Here is a 17,208-nt window from a genome sequence, read left to right as displayed (position 1 = left end):
AAAATAGAATGAAACTCCTTAATTCAGACCAATACTACGAAAGAAACAAACTTATTTTTGATCAGGTAACAAGTAAAATCATTCATGCAATTCCTTTTGCCAGAGTAGAGCATATTGGCTCATCAGCAATCAAAGGTGCTATATCAAAAGGAGACTTAGATATTTTTGTGGGTGTACCGTTAGCTGTTCATCAGGAATGCATTGATAAAATTATAAGCTTAGGATTTAGAATTAAAAAAGATACGCTTCGTACTGAATCGCTTTGCATGTTGGAAGCAGGCCAATATGAGTGTGATACTGCAATTCAGCTTGTCGCTAACGGCTCTAAATTTGAGTTTTTCTTGGTATTTCGTGATAAATTGAAAAGTGATTATAGGCTGCTATTGGAGTATAATAACATAAAGTTATCTTGTCAGAATTTATCAGAAGAACAATACCGCGAGAAAAAAGCAACTTTATTAGACAGATTTTGGAGCTTTAATAACAGTGATTAATGGTCTAAACCATATTACTTTGGCAGTAAGTGATTTAAATAAGTCGTTTGAATTTTATGTGGAGGTTTTGGGTTTTAAACCTCATGCAAAGTGGACTAAAGGCGCTTATCTTAGTGCAGGAAGCCTTTGGTTTTGCTTGTCACGAGATGATGAAGTTCAATCAAGAAAAGATTATACGCATATTGCATTTGATATTGGCGAGCAAGGCTTTTCTATTTTAAAGAATCGATTCATTGATATGAAAATCAGGCAATGGAAGGTTAATACGAGTGAAGGTAGTTCTCTCTATATACTGGACCCTGATGGTCACAAGCTGGAAATTCACGTTGGTTGCCTGCAAAGCCGTTTACACACATTGAAAGAAAACCCTTATCCAGGCCTAGTGTTATATTAACTGCTATTATTAAAGATTAATAAGGTTAACCGATATGAGGGTTAGGCGGTGGCTACTGAAAATCAAGACACTAACCTGGAAAATATTGCTCAAGACTTAATGCAGTCGTTAGCTGCAGGTGAGCTATCCTGGGAGTGGGATAGCAGGTTTAATACTGTATTAACCGCTTTTTCTGTGGATAAAAAGGAGTTAGTGCACCAAGCGGTTAGTAAAAGCCTTGATATAACTTGGGATGAATCTAGTATCGAAAACGCATCTGAAGCAGTAAAGCAGGTATCCAGTAATCTTGGAGGCATTGTGCCTGGGCAACAGCTGCTGATATCTAATCCAATAAATGGTTCGTTTTTGTATTGTGCCTGGTGGCCATGGGGTAATGGTCAGAGTATTTCCATTCGTATTGCACCTGTATTGGTAGGTGATGAGGCTATTCAGTTGGATTTGCTAAATTGTTTTAAAAAAATATTCTGTGTAGAGTAAGATTTTAGGGGTGCCCTTTATCCCTTAAACAAAAAAGGCTACATTAATGTAGCCTTTTTTAGTTCGTATGCTTGAAAGCAATTAAGCTTTAGCGCGACGATATAGACCAAGTAAGCCTAAAGCAATTAAAGCAAGAGGTGCTGGAGTTGGTACTGGTACTGGAGGCTTAGGTGGAACAATAACGGTAGATTGCTTGTTGTGGAAATCTAAGCCGTTAACCCCAGAATATTTCCAGTAAGTTAGTTGGTTGCCGTTGTAGCTAGCGCGTGGGCTATAGTCTACGTGGACCCAGCCACCAATAGTATTATTAAACTCAATACCACCTAAAGGATCGTTTTGACGTAATTGAGCATTGATTTGTGCAACGTCAATAGTGAAGTCAAGTGTAGTTTGGTTATTTTGCTTGTGATAATTGATAACGTTTTCAAAGCGTTGAACAACAGGATTTTTGTAGTTTTGACCAAGAATGCTGTAGCCTTTGTTAACGGTAATTACGTTGTTTTTCAAGTCAATGTGCATAAAGCCAGCATTTTTTGTGCTTGGGCTGTTACCACGGTTAACCACTGCCCATAGGCCATCTGTATTCCCTTTTAGTGTTGCATTAAGAGAAAATTTTTGTGTTTGGTCATCATAAGTGAATTTGGCACTTTGAACATTTCTCATGCCTTGCTCATAAGTGTAAACAGTTGCATGAGCTGATGCAGCTAAAACAGAACCTAGTGCTAATGTAGCCAATCCTTTTTTAATCATTTGCTTTATAACCTTATATGAGTTTGTCGTGTATGACCTGCACAGATGGTTTTTGATAAAAGCTATATGTGCAGTGAATTTACCTTTCCCTAACTGCCAGCATCGTGCCAGTTTTAATTAAATTAGCTTTCTAGTGAGCTTTATTTTTTATAGTGTGCTGTTTTGCACAATTTGTCTGTTAAAAATATTTACAGGAATATAGTGATAATTCACAAAGTGATTTCAGTGAGAAAGTTGTTTTATTTTTAGGGCGAATCATGAATTAAAAGTATGTAAATGCTTCTGACAAAATATTAATTATATGCTGGTGATTAAATGTCTAATGAGTTTTAGATTCGCGTATACTATTTTTGTTGAGTGGTTAAACGTGTATTCGTTCAATAAACTAACCATTAGAATTAAGTAGGTCATAAAAAAGTTAGTAAAAAAAATCGTCAATTAATTAAGAGGGGAGTTCAAAAACCACCGACTATTAATTGGAGCAAGTGTACTGAAATTACGCAGTTAAAAGAGGGTTAGATCAAAGATAAGTGGGAGCTTCTATTTAGTAGATAACTGTGTATTCCTTTTGTTCATGATGAGTATGAACTGAATTGCATTGCAAGAGTTAAACTTTATTTGTAATGTGGATCAAATTAAAAGTATGAATTGATTCAAATACTGATAAACCAGGAAGGGCTATGCAATACCAACAGTATACTCAGCAGTCCCTTGATAGAGATTATAACAATCGCCAGACAGTGAAGAATTTTGAGCAAATACTTGCTTCCTGGCAGGATACCAGCAAAAGAGCCCGACAGTTTTACATCCATTTTGATGATATTAAGTATGGCCTGTCTAATCGGGAATCAATTGATATCTTTCCAGCCAAGCATGCTAATCAGCCTGCAATTTTGTTTATTCATGGTGGTTATTGGCAGTCGATGGATAAAAAGTTTTTTCACTTTTTAGCGCCCATGTGGGTTGATCGTGGGGTTAACTTTATTTTTATTAATTACCCACTTGCCCCTCATGCATCGATAACCGAAATTACTAACAGCATTCAAAGAGCATTGCACTGGATCTACCAACATGCAGCAGACTATCAAATTAATCGAGATCAGCTATATCTGGTGGGGCATTCAGCTGGTGCTCATTTAGCCAGTTATTTATTAACTGTTGATTGGCAGCAACTGAGCCCTAAAATTCCCAATAATCTCATCAAAGGCATTGCTGCATTAAGTGGTATTTATAATTTGGGACCTATTCAAAACTGTTTTGTGAATAGAGTCTTGAAGCTAACCGATGTGGAAGTCAGTCAATTTAGCCCTATTCGTTTAGTACCAATGGTACAACCCTCGCTGTTATTAGCGGTAGGAGAGCAGGAAGCAATAGGATTCCATGATCAGCAGCAGGCATTTGGCGAAAGTTGGCAAAGGTATTTACCGTATTTGAAGCAAATACAGGTTAAAGGAGTTAACCATTACACGATGTTAGATCAGTTAGGAGAAGCTGGCTCTCCTTTATTCTCTAAAGTGAGCCAGCAATTTGGTTTGTTTTCTACGGGTTAGTATGGAGTAGAAATACCCAATTTACGATCCATACATCACTTTTGGCAGCCAGGTTGTTAGCCCAGGCCAATAGGCTAGTAGGGCCAGCAAAATTAATTGAATAATGATATAGGGAGCAACTCCTTTATAGATATCAGTAGTGCATAACCCCTTTGGAGCAACGCCACGTAGATAAAAAAGTGCAAAGCCAAAGGGAGGAGTTAAAAATGAGGTTTGTAAGTTAACCGCAATCATTACACCTAACCAAATGGGGTCTAATCCCATAGCTAATAATACGGGGCCTACAATAGGCACTACGACAAAGGTAATTTCAATAAAATCTAATATAAAGCCAAGCAGGAAAATCACCAGCATTACAATAAATGTGGCTGTAATGACTCCACCAGGCATATCGTTAAAAATTTCCTGAATGACTTCATCACCGCCATAGCCTCTAAATACCAATGAAAAAACAGAGGCACCAATCAATATCATAAAGACCATACAAGTAACTTTGGTGGTGGATTGAACAACTGCTTGAAGCTGCTTAAAGCTGAGTTGTTTTTTACTGAAAGCGAGTAAAGTTGCACCCACAGCACCTACTGCAGCTGCTTCTGTCGGGGTAGCTAGTCCACCTAAAATGGAACCGAGTACAGCAAAAATTAATAGTAGGGGAGGAATAAGACTACCTAATAAACTGCTGTTATCTTGAATGTCTTTTTTGAGCTGCTCTGTATTAATAGCGGGGGCATTGGCAGGCTTGAATAGTGCAACAACAAATTGATAAGCAACATACATAATTACTAACAATAACCCTGGAATAATAGCACCAACAAATAAATCACCTACGGATACAGTTTTAGGTGAAAAAATACCCATATCAATTTGAGCTTGCTGATAAGCGCTTGATAACACATCACCAAGCAAAACCAAGGCAATAGAAGGAGGGATAATTTGTCCTAAAGTCCCAGTAGCACAGATAGTGCCTGCGGCGAGGCTTTTGTTATAGCCTCTTTTTAGCATCGTTGGTAAAGACAACAGCCCCATGGTAACCACGGTTGCGCCGACAATTCCGGTACTAGCCGCTAACAGCATACCAACGACTGTAACTGAAATACCTAGCCCGCCAGGAAAACGACCAAATAAAAGGGCCATACTGTTCAGTAGGTTTTCTGCTATTTTAGATTTCTCTAACATAACCCCCATAAATACAAATAGTGGCACAGCCATCAAGGTTTGATTGGTCATGGTACCGTAGAGGCGGCTGGGTAACGCATGGAGAATAGCAGGGTCGAAAGCACCTGTAGTGGAACCTACTGCAGCAAACACAATCGCCGTGCCTGCAAGGGAGAAGGCGACAGGGTAACCCAATAGCAGAACCCCACAGACAACAACAAACATCAACAGTGGTATTGCTTCCAGCATTAGGCTGCCCCCTCATTTATAGACTCATTAGAAGGTGTATCTTGGTTTTTAATAATGAGGATTGCTCGAAGAAATTCCCCAATACCTTGCAGGAGCAGGGTAGCTACCATCACCAAAATAAAGCTTTTCAATACAAAAACGCCAGGCAATCCACCTGCCTGACTGGAGCCTTCATAAATGCGCCAGGATTCGAAGACAAAAGACCAGCTCATCCAGCCAATAAATAACACTACAGGTATAAGTAAGAATAAGCTGCCTAAGCAGTTGATTAGTGCCTGAGTTTTGCTAGAAAAACGGCAATAGAAAATATCCACTCGCACATGGCCATTGTGTTTAAGGGTATAGCCACTAGCTGCGAGAAATATAAAAGCATGGACATAAATGGCTGACTCTTGGAAAGCTATAGAGCCAAAACCAAACCCATAACGTAAAACCACTACCACGAACACAATAGTCATCAGTAGCAGGTTAAACCATGCTGCAAAATTCCCAATTGCTTCTGTGATACGGTCAATGATGGCAACAGCAGTTGTTATCTTTTTAATGCTCATCTGACACCTATTTTGACACTTTATAAAGGCACTGAGTGCTCTTATATCTTGTTGTTTATTTGTATGGCCTAAATACCATGAGTAATCCCTGGCTGCCCTAGTGGACAAGTATCCAAGCCAGTATACCAAGTTACCTTACTTTAGCGATTTGTAGAACACTTTAAATTGCAGAGCGGTGATAGTTAGAAAAAGAAAAACTTTAGGGCGCTTCTAATAATTGTTTATGTCCTCTGGGCAAGCTAACGGGGTCTTGAACAAGACAATAAACAATTATTAGAGATGCCCTTGTAATAGAAAAAATATCGATTAGCTCTAAAAGCGATCAAAGTGCGAAGATTTAGTGACAAGCTGCTGATTTTTCGCTCAGATATTTAACAAAAACGTCATAATTCATCCATATAGTTAACACCGCTTAGATAGATACTGTGCCAGGAAACAACCCCATTAGGAGCATGTGATGAAATTGATAGGCATTTTTCCAGCAGTCGCCCTAGTAGCAGTGGGCACTATTAGCGGGCTAACCCAAGCAGCTCAAGAGGTAGACCCTAAAATTGCCAGCTACGCTAAGGCCAGTGGTGTTTCTGGCAACTTATCAAGTGTTGGTTCAGATACGTTAGCTAACTTAATGACCCTATGGGCAGAAGAGTTCAAGCGGGTTTATCCAAACGTTAATATTCAAATTCAGGCAGCAGGTTCATCGACTGCTCCTCCTGCATTAACAGAAGGGACTGCTAACATCGGCCCAATGAGCCGTAAGATGAAAGATAAAGAGTTGGAAGCGTTTGAGAAAAGGTATGGCTACAAACCAACTGCAATTCCTGTTGCTATTGATGCACTAGCAGTATTTGTCAACAAAGATAACCCAGTTAAAGGGCTTACGATTAAGCAAGTAGATGCTATTTTCTCTACAACGCGCAAATGTGGCCATAAAGAAGATATCAGTACCTGGGGTAAGGCAGGACTAAATGGCTCATGGGAAAAGCGTGATATCCAATTGTTTGGTCGTAATTCAGTATCTGGTACTTATGGATACTATAAAGAGAAAGCACTCTGTAAAGGTGACTTTAAAAACAATGTCAATGAGCAGCCAGGGTCAGCCTCCGTTGTCCAGTCTGTAAGTGCCTCTATTAATGGTATTGGTTATTCAGGCATTGGTTATAAGACATCCAGTGTACGTACTGTGCCGCTTGCAAAGAAAGATGGACAGCCATTTATTGAGGCAACCCCTGAAAATGCAGTTAAAGGCAACTATCCGCTGTCTCGGTTCTTGTATGTCTATGTAAACAAGCAGCCAAACAAACCACTATCTCCACTTGATAGAGAATTTATTAAGCTTGTTTTATCAAAGCAAGGTCAGGAGGTAGTGATTAAAGATGGCTATATCCCTCTACCTTCTAAAGTGGTTGATAAACAGTTGAAGAAGTTAGGTGTTTAATCAACTCAAATATCTAGCCTAAAGCGCTTACTTAGGCTAATTAGAAAGTTAAGTGAAGGCAAATAATTAACCGAGTGCTATGCCAAGTAGCACTCGGTTACTTTTGTTTTTATCGGTTGAAAATACCAAAAAGTAAGCATGTGAATAATTCAACACGGCTCTTCATTCATTTGTAACATATCTGTAATAATCAGCCACTAATGTACCTGCCATGAAAGAGCAAACCACATACACACCAACTGTTGATTTAAATACAGCAAGTGCCAAACGTTACCGCCGCTTGCGCCACTTTAAAGATATCTTTGCTAAGTGGGGAGTAGCAATCGGCGGCATTGGCGTTATTGTTGCCATTTTGTTGATATTTCTTTATTTGATGTATGAGGTAATGCCGCTATTTAAGTCGGCCTCAATAGAAAAAGTCAGTCAGTATTCTTTGCCTGCGGTGGCAGAGCAAGCCAAAACCCTCTATCTCAGTATGGAAGAGCAAGCTGAAATTGGGATTAGAGTTGATGAAGTGGGTAATGCCATTTTTTTCAAAACCAATTCTGGTGAAATCCTCAAAAAACATGCTTTACCAGTACCAGCAAATAGTGAAGTCACTGCTATAGCTGAAGCTGGGCCAGCTACTGATGAACTTGCATTAGGTTTTAGTAACGGTGAAGTACTGGTTTTTAAGCATGAATATAAAGTGAGCTATGGCGATAATAATCAACGTCAAATTGATCCCTCCATTGAGTATCCTTATGGAAAAGAGCCAGTAGTATTATCTGAAACTGGAGATGCTATCACCCATATCGCCATCCGCGATACTGAAGAAGCACTGGTCATTGCTGGGGCAACAAATGACAAGTTGCTCCTTAATATACTGAATAAAGAAGAAGACTTTTTAACTGAAGAAATCACTTTTGAAGAAGAACATTTAGAGTTGCCAAAAATTACTGGTGATGTGAAGGGCTTGTTAATTGACCCAGAGCAACGCTGGTTGTATGTAACAATTAATCAGACGCAAATAGCGGTGCTTAATATTGCTGATCGGGAACACCCAAAAATTAATAGTGTATTAAATGTTACTAGCGGTGAATATCAGCTTTCTCAAGCTAAATTATTGCTTGGGGGTGTTTCGTTATTATTGGGTGATAGTGGTGGCAATATTTCTCAGTGGTTTTTAGTCAAAAACAAAGACAGCCAATGGCGTTTAGAGCAGATTAGAGACTTTAAGCTGGCTGAAAATAATATAACTAGCATAGCTCCAGAACACCGACGTAAAGGATTTTTAGTAGCAGATGATAAAGGGCAAATAGGCATTTATAACACTACGGCTCACCGCTCCTTGATTAGTGAGCAAATCAGCGACAAACCAATTGAGTGGCTGGCGGTGTCTCCCCGTGGTAAAGCATTTTTAGCTGAGGACCATAGTGGCCAGTTAAGTTTTTGGAACATTGATAATGAGCATCCAGAAATATCCTGGTCTTCATTATGGAGGGAAGTGTGGTACGAGAATTATGACGAGCCAGCTTATATTTGGCAGTCCTCTGCTTCCACCAATGACTTTGAGCCTAAAATGAGCCTGATGCCATTAGCATTTGGCACCTTAAAAGCCGCCTTTTATGCCATGTTATTGGCAACCCCACTGGCAATTTGTGGAGCGATTTATACCGCTTATTTTATGGCTCCAGCCATGCGCCGAAAAGTTAAACCTGTTATTGAGTTAATGGAAGCATTACCCACAGTTATTTTGGGCTTTTTGGCTGGGCTGTGGCTTGCACCTTTTGTTGAAGACCACTTAACAGGTATTTTTGCCTTGCTTATGGTGGTACCTATTGGTTTCTTATTATTTTCATTCGGTTGGCATCAATTACCGGATTCTATTCGACACCGAGTGCCTGATGGTTGGCAGCCATTATTGTTAATACCAGTTGTAATTATTTTAAGCTGGCTGGCTATTACCATGAGCCCCACAATGGAAGGCGTATTTTTTAGTGGAAATATGCGTAGCTGGTTAGTCGAGCATGGTATTAGTTTTGATCAGCGTAATGCACTTGTCGTTGGTTTGGCTATGGGCTTTGCTGTAATCCCGACAATTTTTTCTATTACTGAAGACGCTATTTTTAGTGTACCTAAACACTTGAGCTATGGCTCTCTTGCTTTAGGCGCGACACCTTGGCAGACCTTAACCCGTGTGGTGTTGTTAACCGCAAGCCCAGGTATTTTTTCTGCAGTGATGATAGGTATGGGAAGAGCTGTGGGTGAGACCATGATTGTATTAATGGCAACAGGTAATACCCCTATCATGGATGTCAATATTTTTGAAGGAATGCGGACTTTGGCAGCCAATATTGCCGTAGAAATGCCTGAGTCTGAAGTGGGTAGCTCCCATTACCGAGTATTATTTTTAGCTGCATTGGTGCTGTTTTTATTCACCTTTGTTGTTAACACCATGGCTGAAATGATTCGTCATCGGCTTAGAAAGCGTTACAGCTCGCTATAACACTAGATAGGTTTGAAAGTTATGCGTGTTTCTTTAAAAAAATGGTATAGAAGCGGTGAACCTTGGGTTTGGCTTAATGCAGGAGCCGTAGCCATCAGTATTGTTATGGTGGTTGGTTTATTGGCATTAATTGCGGTTAGAGGCATGGGGCATTTTTGGCCTAGCGTTATCATGCAGGCTAACTATGAGCTACCAGGGGCTGAGAGTCGGTTGGTAGCTGGTGAAGAAGTTGATCATGAAGAAGTGCCTGTAAAACGCCTAGAGAATGCAGGTGTGCCGGTTATTGATGGCGTAGAAACTATGCAGCGTACGCTACTCAAAGTGGGCAACCGTGATTTAACCAGTGCTGATTTTCAGTGGGTAGTGGCAAATTATCTAACCAACATTGAATACCCCAAAGAAATTATGGCAATAGAACGCCGGGAGTGGGGTAATTTTTACGGCTATTTAAGAGGTGTTAAAGAGAGCGGAGAGCTTGTTGCGGAAGCCAATGACCCTGAGTTGTGGAATATTTTTCAGCAGCGAATTGAGCGTGCATTAACGATTTACGATGATATTTATGAAATTGAAAAGCATGATATTGGTTCAATTAATTCTGGGCTGGAAAGATTAAGGTTACAGCAGCGCAAGCTGGAACTAGTTGGTGAATTAACTCCCACTAGGTTAGCAGATATAAAAGCTCAGGAAGCAGAACTACAAGCACAATATAAGCAGCTTGAAAAAGAGTTAGGCAAGCTACAGGTTACCTTCCAACGTGACAGCATAATCGTTGATTCTGTTGATGGTAATACAACAGAAATATCCCTGGCAAAAGTAGTACGTGCCTATAAACCCAATGATATGAGCATTTTTCAAAAAATAGCTTTTTATGGGGATAAAGTGTGGGAGTTTGTGAGTGATGAGCCTCGTGAGGCTAATACAGAAGGTGGCATTTTCCCTGCCATATTTGGTACGGTGATGATGGTTATTCTGATGTCGGTGATGGTAACGCCATTTGGTGTTATTGCAGCGGTTTATTTAAGGGAATACGCGAATCAGGGTGTAATTACCAGAACCATCCGGATTGCGGTTAATAACTTAGCAGGAGTTCCATCTATTGTTTATGGGGTCTTTGGCTTAGGTTTTTTTGTTTATTTTCTTGGTTCTAATATTGATCAGTTATTTTTTCCAGAAGCGTTACCTTCCCCAACCTTCGGTACCCCTGGTTTATTATGGGCTTCAATTACCTTGGCATTACTCACCTTGCCAGTGGTTATTGTCGCTACAGAAGAAGGACTATCCCGTATTCCTCGGGCAGTACGAGAAGGCAGTTTGGCACTAGGTGCCACCAAAGCAGAAACGCTGTGGCGGGTTGTACTACCAATGGCTAGCCCGGCCATGATGACAGGCTTAATTTTAGCTGTGGCAAGGGCTGCAGGTGAGGTTGCACCTTTGATGTTAGTGGGGGTGGTTAAATTAGCCCCCTCACTACCATTGGATGGCAACTATCCTTATTTACATCTTGATCAGAAGTTTATGCATTTGGGTTTCCATATTTATGATGTCGGCTTCCAAAGCCCAAATGTGGAAGCAGCTCGTCCTTTGGTCTATGCCACAGCATTATTATTGGTCATTGTGATTGCAGTATTAAATTTATCAGCAGTCGCGATTCGTAACCATTTACGTGAAAAGTATAAGTCATTAGAAGTATAGGGGTGTCTTTAGATGGAAATATCAACCCCCCTTAATTGTCGCATTCAATCGTTATTATCGGATACGACACTGGCATTACCCAAATTGAAGGGGATATATGAAGTTAATTTATATATAGCCAGTCCAATAGCATTTATTATTAAGAGTGAGAGTATGTTATGACGACCCTCGCAACCCTTGACGCACAACAAACTAACCAACAGGGAAACCAGCCATTGACTCATGGTGTAGACATGGCAACCCTCGGGCGTGGCAGACAAAGTCTTGACTTAAGCCAAGAACAGCTTTGCCTTGAAATTTCTAATGTTAATTTGTTTTATGGGGAGAAGCAGGCACTGTTTGACATTAATTTGTCAATTCCACAAAAACGGGTGACTGCTTTTATTGGGCCTTCTGGTTGTGGTAAATCCACCCTTTTAAGAAGCTTGAATCGGATGAATGATCTGGTGGATGGTTGTCGGGTAGAAGGCCGAATCGCCTTGGATAATCAGAATATTTATGATCGCTCTGTGAACGTTGCGGACCTTCGTAGAAGGGTTGGCATGGTATTTCAGAAGCCTAATCCTTTTCCCAAAAGCATTTATGAAAATGTTGCTTATGGATTAAGAATTCAAGGCATTAATAAAAAGCGTGTTTTGGATGAAGTGGTGGAGTGGGCTTTAAAAGGCGCTGCATTATGGGATGAAGTTAAAGATCGGTTGCATGAAAGTGCCTTGGGCATGTCGGGTGGCCAGCAGCAGCGCTTGGTTATTGCCAGAACTATTGCTGTAGAGCCTGAAGTTTTATTGTTGGATGAGCCTGCTTCAGCACTAGACCCGATCTCTACTTTAAAAATTGAAGAACTAATTAACGAACTAAAATCAAAATATACTATTGTTATCGTTACCCATAATATGCAACAGGCGGCTCGTGTTTCCGACTACACAGCATTTATGTACATGGGTAAATTAGTCGAATTTGATGATACAGATACACTCTTCACTAATCCATCACAGAAACAAACAGAGGACTATATTACCGGTCGATATGGTTAAATAGGATTTATCCTCGAGACTTATAGCCAAAGCGAGTGGCTTTTAGGGGAGGCTGTCGAGCGATGAGGCCCCAAGAGCTTATTGAAATAAGTGACTGGGGTGACAGTTAAATGCTCCATGCATTAGCTGAATTTCCACCTTCCATGGTGGTCAAGAGCGACGACAACAAACCCTAAAATTCACTCGCGAAGGGTATGTAAACATCTTGTGTCGTTTTTGAGGGCATATCTCAGCTATTATTTAAGTAGGCTATCAATGAAGAGGGTACCTCTAAAAAAGTGTAATTTAGAGATACCCTAAAGTGAACTGTAAAGGTTGCAGGTAGTAATGGATATCAACACAGACACTCATACTCAGCATATTTCCCAACAATTTAATGCCGAACTTGAAGAAGTAAGAAATAGCTTGCTGGCAATGGGCGGCTTAGTCGAAAAACAAGTGAGTGATGCAGTACGAGCACTTATTGACGCTGATAGTGAACTAGCTAAGCAGGTCCGCAAAAATGACGATCAAATCAATAGCATGGAACTTACGATAGATGAAGAGTGTGCTCGAATTTTGGCTAGAAGGCAGCCAGCAGCCAGTGACTTACGGTTGGTGATTGCCTGTTCGAAAATGTCTACCGACTTGGAGCGAGTAGGGGACGAAGCAGCCAAAATAGCTGGCCATGCTATTGAATTAACTGAAGAGGGTGAAGCACCAAAAGGTTATATTGAGACTCGCCATATTGGCGCGCGAGTACGTCGTATGGTTCAGGAGTCACTAACAGCTTTTGCTCGGTTTGATACTGAAATGGCTTTGAGAGTGGCTCAGGAAGATAAATCGGTTGACTTGGAATACAAAAGTGCCATGCGAGAGCTGGTAACCTTCATGATGGAAGACCCAAGAAGTATCACCCGAGTATTGAATATTATGTGGGTGCTTAGGTCTTTAGAGCGTATTGGTGACCATGCCAGAAACATAGCCGAGCATGTGATTTATTTAGTTAAAGGTACCGATGTACGGCATATTGGCTTAAAACGAATGAAAGAAGAAGTGCTCGAAAAGTAATTTTTATTCAACCCCTCTCCTTTGTGCTAATCCTCTTTGGGAGAGGGTTTAATTTTACTTCTCTTAATCCTTCCTTCCCTTGAATAAAATACAAATAAAGCCTGCTACTTAGTTTGTTGAAAGCTATTATTAACAAATAATGCATTTCAATATATTTTGCCTCATCACTGTTTGGCTTAGTTATGGCTATAGTGTTTTGGCTGGTGCTACAGCAAGTGACACAGTTAAAACCGAAAAGCCTGAGCTGAATGTGCTTATTCGTTCTAATTATCTTTCACCGGCTGTATATAAACGCTTTGAGCAAGCATTTAATGTGAAAGTTAAGCTGGTTTATTATAACAGTGATGATGACCGAAACTTATTCTTATTAGAAAGTGATGGCCTTGGAGTGGATGTTATTTGTGTTGACTCTTCTGCAGCAACTGCTTATATCGCCAGTGGCTGGTTAGCTCCTCTCACTGATTTTTCACTAAAAAACATTAAGCATATTGATAGCCGTTGGCTAAAACAACATACATTGTTGGAAAAATTTGCAGTGCCTTATTTTTGGAAAGTGCTTGGAATTGCTTTTAACAATGAAAGGTTGCAAGAGCCTATTATGCACTGGAATAGCATACTTAATCCTGCTCCTGCACTATATAGTAAAATTTTAATGCCACCTACTCCTCAGGAAACTGTCGCTGTCACCTTGCTGAGTTTAGGTTATTCAGTTAACAGTACGAGTATTAGTGCTTTACAGAAAGCGGAAATAGCATTAACTAATCAGCGGCCATTTGTATTGTGGGCAAGTGATATCCGTTATCCTGCCACAGGGGCTATCAATGAAAACTTATGGGTAAGTGCTATTTATAATGGTGAGGCCTATTCGTTAATGCGTAGTGGAATACCAATTGGCTTTACTATACCAAATGAAGGTTCGGTAATGGTTTTGGATTATTTGACCGTAGCTGAGGACTCAGATAACAAACAATTGGCAGCTAATTTTATCGACTTCCTTAATGAGCCAAAGAATGCGGCAGAAAATGCTCGCCATGTCGCTTATTCAAGCCCAAATACTGCTGCAGTCGCCTTGCTGCCAGAGTCAATGCAGAAGAGTTCATGGCTATATCCGAGTGTTGATGTTATGAAAAAACTGGAATTATTATTACCTCTGCCGAGTACGGCCACCAAAAAAGTTAGTCAGATTTATTTCCATTTACAATAAGCAAATTCTCTTTTATCCATTCGACAAAGGTATAACAAAGCGTGATTGTGGAATTGGAGCTAATATACTGATACTGAGAAACTTTTTTTGTAAAGATTTAGTAATCATCATTAATGAAAAGCACCCACCAGCATGAAGTTAAGGGCGAAAATAATTTTGTTGTTGATGCCTACGGTAGTTTTGCCTGTCTTACTGCTAGGGTTTTTAGCTTATAAGGAAATAAAACGGCTTTATGAGCATCAAACGCTTGATCAAATGACCCTTAAAATAAAAGAGGTAAAAACCCAGGTTAATCATTTGCAGCGGGTGAGTATCGGCAATATCAGCTTATTGGCTACCACCAATTTACTAAAACGATATTTTCAATTAGATGAAAATAAGCGTTATCAACTACTTTATCGCCCGTTACTTCAGGTTTTTCAAAACTACCAAAACACTTATTCTGATCATTTTGAAATTCGCTTATTAATGCCTGATGGCTTTGAAGATATTCGTTCAACCTGGGAGCCGATTGCCAACCAAACAGATCAAGAGGGAGGAGAGCCTTGGTTTCGTCGGTTAAAGGAAAGTGACCAGGACACGCAGGCATTTTTTACCTTACATCCCGATACACAGAAATTGGCATTATTGGTAGCGAAAGCCATTCGCTTAGCTGACCAGTCTATTGATCCGCTATTTGCTGAAGCAAAACTACGTGGTTATTTGGTTATTTCTGTAGAAACCAGTGAGCTGCTGCAATATTTGCAGCAAGCGCGAATTGGTAACAATGGCTATATGTTTTTGGTTGATAGCCAGGGAAGGATTTTATATACCCCTAAGCCTGATAAAACTGTGGAAGATAAAGCACTATTCAGCCAATTGAAAAGCCAGGTCAATGAAACATTGAAAGCGCAATTTGCCAATAATGAATCTTATCTGTCTTTAGTACCACTAGCTGAAAATCTGAATCTCATTGCTGTTTGGCCGGAAGCCGATGTTCATGCAATTACTCAACGAGTTGAGGTAGTAGTGGCTGTAATCACCTTTGGCACCATGTTAGTGGGTGGGATTCTGTTGTATTGGATTTTAAATAGTTTAATTGTTAACCCCATTTTATACCTTAAACAAGCGGCCTTAAATATTGCTGATGGCAATATGAAAGTTGCCATTGATACCAGTCAAACAGATGAAATTGGTGACTTAGCCAAAGCGTTTAACGATATGCGCGATAGCTTGCGTGAAACTGGAATTGCCCTGCATAAAATTGCTTATCAAGATAGCCTAACAGGTCTTTCCAACCGCAATATGTTTATTGAGTCACTTAGTCGTGCCATTGCTCATTGCAAGCGGCAGAAGCTTTGTTTTGCCCTGCTTTTTATTGATCTTGATGGATTTAAAGTGGTTAATGATACCTTAGGCCATGATGCAGGGGATGATTTATTAAAAACCTTTGCAAATCGGTTGCGACTTTGCCTGCGGACTGAAGATTTAATCTCACGCAATATAGTCGACTTTGAAGAAACTATTGATGACCCGGATAAAGGTGTGTCTCGGTTGGGAGGCGATGAGTTTACTATTTTGCTCAATGGTGTGGCTAAAGGGGAGGATGCCAGCCTGGTAGCTGAACGGATTCTTGAAGCACTATCCCACCCCTTTATTTTAAAAGGGCAGCGCTATCATTTAGGTGCAAGCATAGGCATTACTGTTTATCCCGATGATGGTGATGAGCCAGGGGAGTTATTAAAGCACGCTGATACCGCGATGTATCACGCTAAAAGCATGGGTAAAAATAATTATCAGTTTTACCATAATGCAATGACGGCCAAAGCAATGGAGCGTCACGAACTGTTAACTGACTTGAGAAAAGCTATTGAACAAGGGCAAATGATTTTGCATTACCAACCCCAGTTAGAGCTGAAAACAGGTGAACTAATTGGTTGTGAAGCTCTGGTTCGTTGGGATCACCCAACCAAAGGTTTAATTCCACCTTTTCATTTTATTCCATTAGCTGAAGAAACTGGCTTAATCGTACCTCTTGGGGAGTGGGTTTTAGAAGAAGCCTGTAGGCAAGCAAAAGAATGGCAAATAGCGGGTTTTAAACCAATTAAAGTAGCTGTCAATGTATCCAATATTCAGTTTAATAGAGTGGATATTAGCCAACTGGTAACAGACAAACTCGGACAAACAGGGCTTGAGGCTAAATACTTATCCCTAGAATTAACAGAGACCAGCATTATGCAATCGGGAAATGTCTCTTTTGAAATGCTTCAAGCAATTAAAGGCCAAGGTGTAGGCATCGCAATGGATGACTTTGGTACGGGCTATTCATCATTGGGTGCCTTGAAAAAATTGCCGATTGATAACTTGAAGGTTGATAAAAGCTTTATTGATGAAATTCCTGAAAACAGTGAAAGTAAAGTTATTTTCAAAGCTATTGTGGCTATGACTAAGCAATTTGGGATCAGTTTGACAGCAGAAGGGGTTGAAACAAGAGAGCAGAGGGACTTTTTGCATGTTCATGACTGTGATTTTATTCAGGGTTATTTATTGAGTAAGCCATTGCCGCCAAAAGAGATGGGAGATTTTTTGGCAAATCACAGTGAGAGAACGCTGATTAAGTCAGGCTAGCCTGAATATTGTGTTAGATAATGAACGTTTTGCAGAAAACAAATATGAGCAATATATTCTGCTTTATTAAGCTTGTTC

General features: G+C 40.1%; 14 protein-coding genes. 11 read left to right on the top strand and 3 right to left on the bottom strand.

Annotated features, from left to right (window positions below; translation table 11 throughout):
• Nucleotides 1-8: 8 nt before the first annotated feature.
• The 3 genes from G4Y78_RS26815 to G4Y78_RS26805 are packed head-to-tail and all read left to right on the top strand — an operon-like array spanning nt 9 to nt 1,365.
• Nucleotides 9-494 carry a GrpB family protein gene (locus G4Y78_RS26815; RefSeq protein ID WP_163836027.1) on the top strand — a complete coding sequence of 162 codons (486 nt, stop codon included), beginning with the start codon at nt 9-11 and terminating at the stop codon, nt 492-494.
• A complete protein-coding gene (gene fos / locus G4Y78_RS26810) occupies nt 487-888 on the top strand; it encodes a fosfomycin resistance glutathione transferase (protein WP_163836026.1) in 402 nt (133 codons plus the stop codon). The genes G4Y78_RS26815 and fos overlap by 8 nt, the downstream gene beginning before the upstream one ends.
• A gap of 48 nt (nt 889-936) precedes the next feature.
• Nucleotides 937-1,365 carry a hypothetical protein gene (locus G4Y78_RS26805; RefSeq protein ID WP_163836025.1) on the top strand — a complete coding sequence of 143 codons (429 nt, stop codon included), beginning with the start codon at nt 937-939 and terminating at the stop codon, nt 1,363-1,365.
• Nucleotides 1,366-1,446: 81 nt separating this feature from the next.
• On the opposite strand, the gene G4Y78_RS26800 is transcribed toward G4Y78_RS26805, so the two are convergent.
• Nucleotides 1,447-2,115 carry a hypothetical protein gene (locus G4Y78_RS26800; protein ID WP_163836024.1) on the bottom strand — a complete coding sequence of 223 codons (669 nt, stop codon included), beginning with the start codon at nt 2,113-2,115 and terminating at the stop codon, nt 1,447-1,449.
• Between the two features lie 680 nt (nt 2,116-2,795).
• Between G4Y78_RS26800 and G4Y78_RS26795 the strand changes: the two genes are divergently transcribed.
• Nucleotides 2,796-3,665, top strand: coding sequence for an alpha/beta hydrolase (locus G4Y78_RS26795; RefSeq protein WP_163836023.1), 870 nt, complete (start codon nt 2,796-2,798; stop codon nt 3,663-3,665).
• A 21-nt stretch (nt 3,666-3,686) separates the two neighbouring features.
• On the opposite strand, the gene G4Y78_RS26790 is transcribed toward G4Y78_RS26795, so the two are convergent.
• Both G4Y78_RS26790 and G4Y78_RS26785 read right to left on the bottom strand, forming a co-directional pair.
• The gene (locus G4Y78_RS26790) at nt 3,687-5,069 is read right to left on the bottom strand and encodes a TRAP transporter large permease (protein WP_163836022.1); all 1,383 of its coding nucleotides are present in this window, start codon (nt 5,067-5,069) and stop codon (nt 3,687-3,689) included.
• Complete coding sequence (locus G4Y78_RS26785; RefSeq protein WP_163836021.1) at nt 5,069-5,620, bottom strand: TRAP transporter small permease subunit; 552 nt, start codon at nt 5,618-5,620, stop codon at nt 5,069-5,071. The genes G4Y78_RS26790 and G4Y78_RS26785 overlap by 1 nt, the downstream gene beginning before the upstream one ends.
• 457 nt (nt 5,621-6,077) lie before the next feature.
• On the opposite strand from G4Y78_RS26785, the gene G4Y78_RS26780 reads away from it, so the two are divergent.
• The 7 genes from G4Y78_RS26780 to G4Y78_RS26750 all read left to right on the top strand — a co-directional run bounded on the left by G4Y78_RS26780 (nt 6,078) and on the right by G4Y78_RS26750 (nt 17,130).
• The gene (locus tag G4Y78_RS26780) at nt 6,078-7,055 is read left to right on the top strand and encodes a PstS family phosphate ABC transporter substrate-binding protein (protein WP_163836020.1); all 978 of its coding nucleotides are present in this window, start codon (nt 6,078-6,080) and stop codon (nt 7,053-7,055) included.
• A gap of 211 nt (nt 7,056-7,266) precedes the next feature.
• Nucleotides 7,267-9,543 carry an ABC transporter permease subunit gene (locus G4Y78_RS26775; RefSeq protein ID WP_163836019.1) on the top strand — a complete coding sequence of 759 codons (2,277 nt, stop codon included), beginning with the start codon at nt 7,267-7,269 and terminating at the stop codon, nt 9,541-9,543.
• Between the two features lie 21 nt (nt 9,544-9,564).
• A complete protein-coding gene (gene pstA / locus G4Y78_RS26770; protein WP_163836018.1) occupies nt 9,565-11,235 on the top strand; it encodes a phosphate ABC transporter permease PstA in 1,671 nt (556 codons plus the stop codon).
• Nucleotides 11,236-11,468: 233 nt separating this feature from the next.
• Nucleotides 11,469-12,269, top strand: coding sequence for a phosphate ABC transporter ATP-binding protein PstB (pstB, locus tag G4Y78_RS26765; protein WP_222937779.1), 801 nt, complete (start codon nt 11,469-11,471; stop codon nt 12,267-12,269).
• A 327-nt stretch (nt 12,270-12,596) separates the two neighbouring features.
• Nucleotides 12,597-13,319 (top strand): phosphate signaling complex protein PhoU, encoded by a 723-nt coding sequence (gene phoU / locus G4Y78_RS26760; RefSeq protein WP_163836016.1) that lies wholly within the window; start codon nt 12,597-12,599, stop codon nt 13,317-13,319.
• A gap of 196 nt (nt 13,320-13,515) precedes the next feature.
• Nucleotides 13,516-14,523, top strand: coding sequence for an ABC transporter substrate-binding protein (locus G4Y78_RS26755; RefSeq protein WP_222937595.1), 1,008 nt, complete (start codon nt 13,516-13,518; stop codon nt 14,521-14,523).
• A gap of 132 nt (nt 14,524-14,655) precedes the next feature.
• Nucleotides 14,656-17,130, top strand: a complete 2,475-nt coding sequence (locus G4Y78_RS26750) for an EAL domain-containing protein (RefSeq protein ID WP_163836014.1) — start codon at nt 14,656-14,658, stop codon at nt 17,128-17,130.
• Nucleotides 17,131-17,208 lie beyond the last annotated feature (78 nt).

The organism is Spartinivicinus ruber (genome assembly GCF_011009015.1).
In the GTDB taxonomy this organism is placed as follows: domain Bacteria; phylum Pseudomonadota; class Gammaproteobacteria; order Pseudomonadales; family Zooshikellaceae; genus Spartinivicinus; species Spartinivicinus ruber.
The sequence above is the reverse complement of the archived record's forward strand: the minus strand, read 5'-3'. Positions and strand labels throughout refer to the sequence as shown.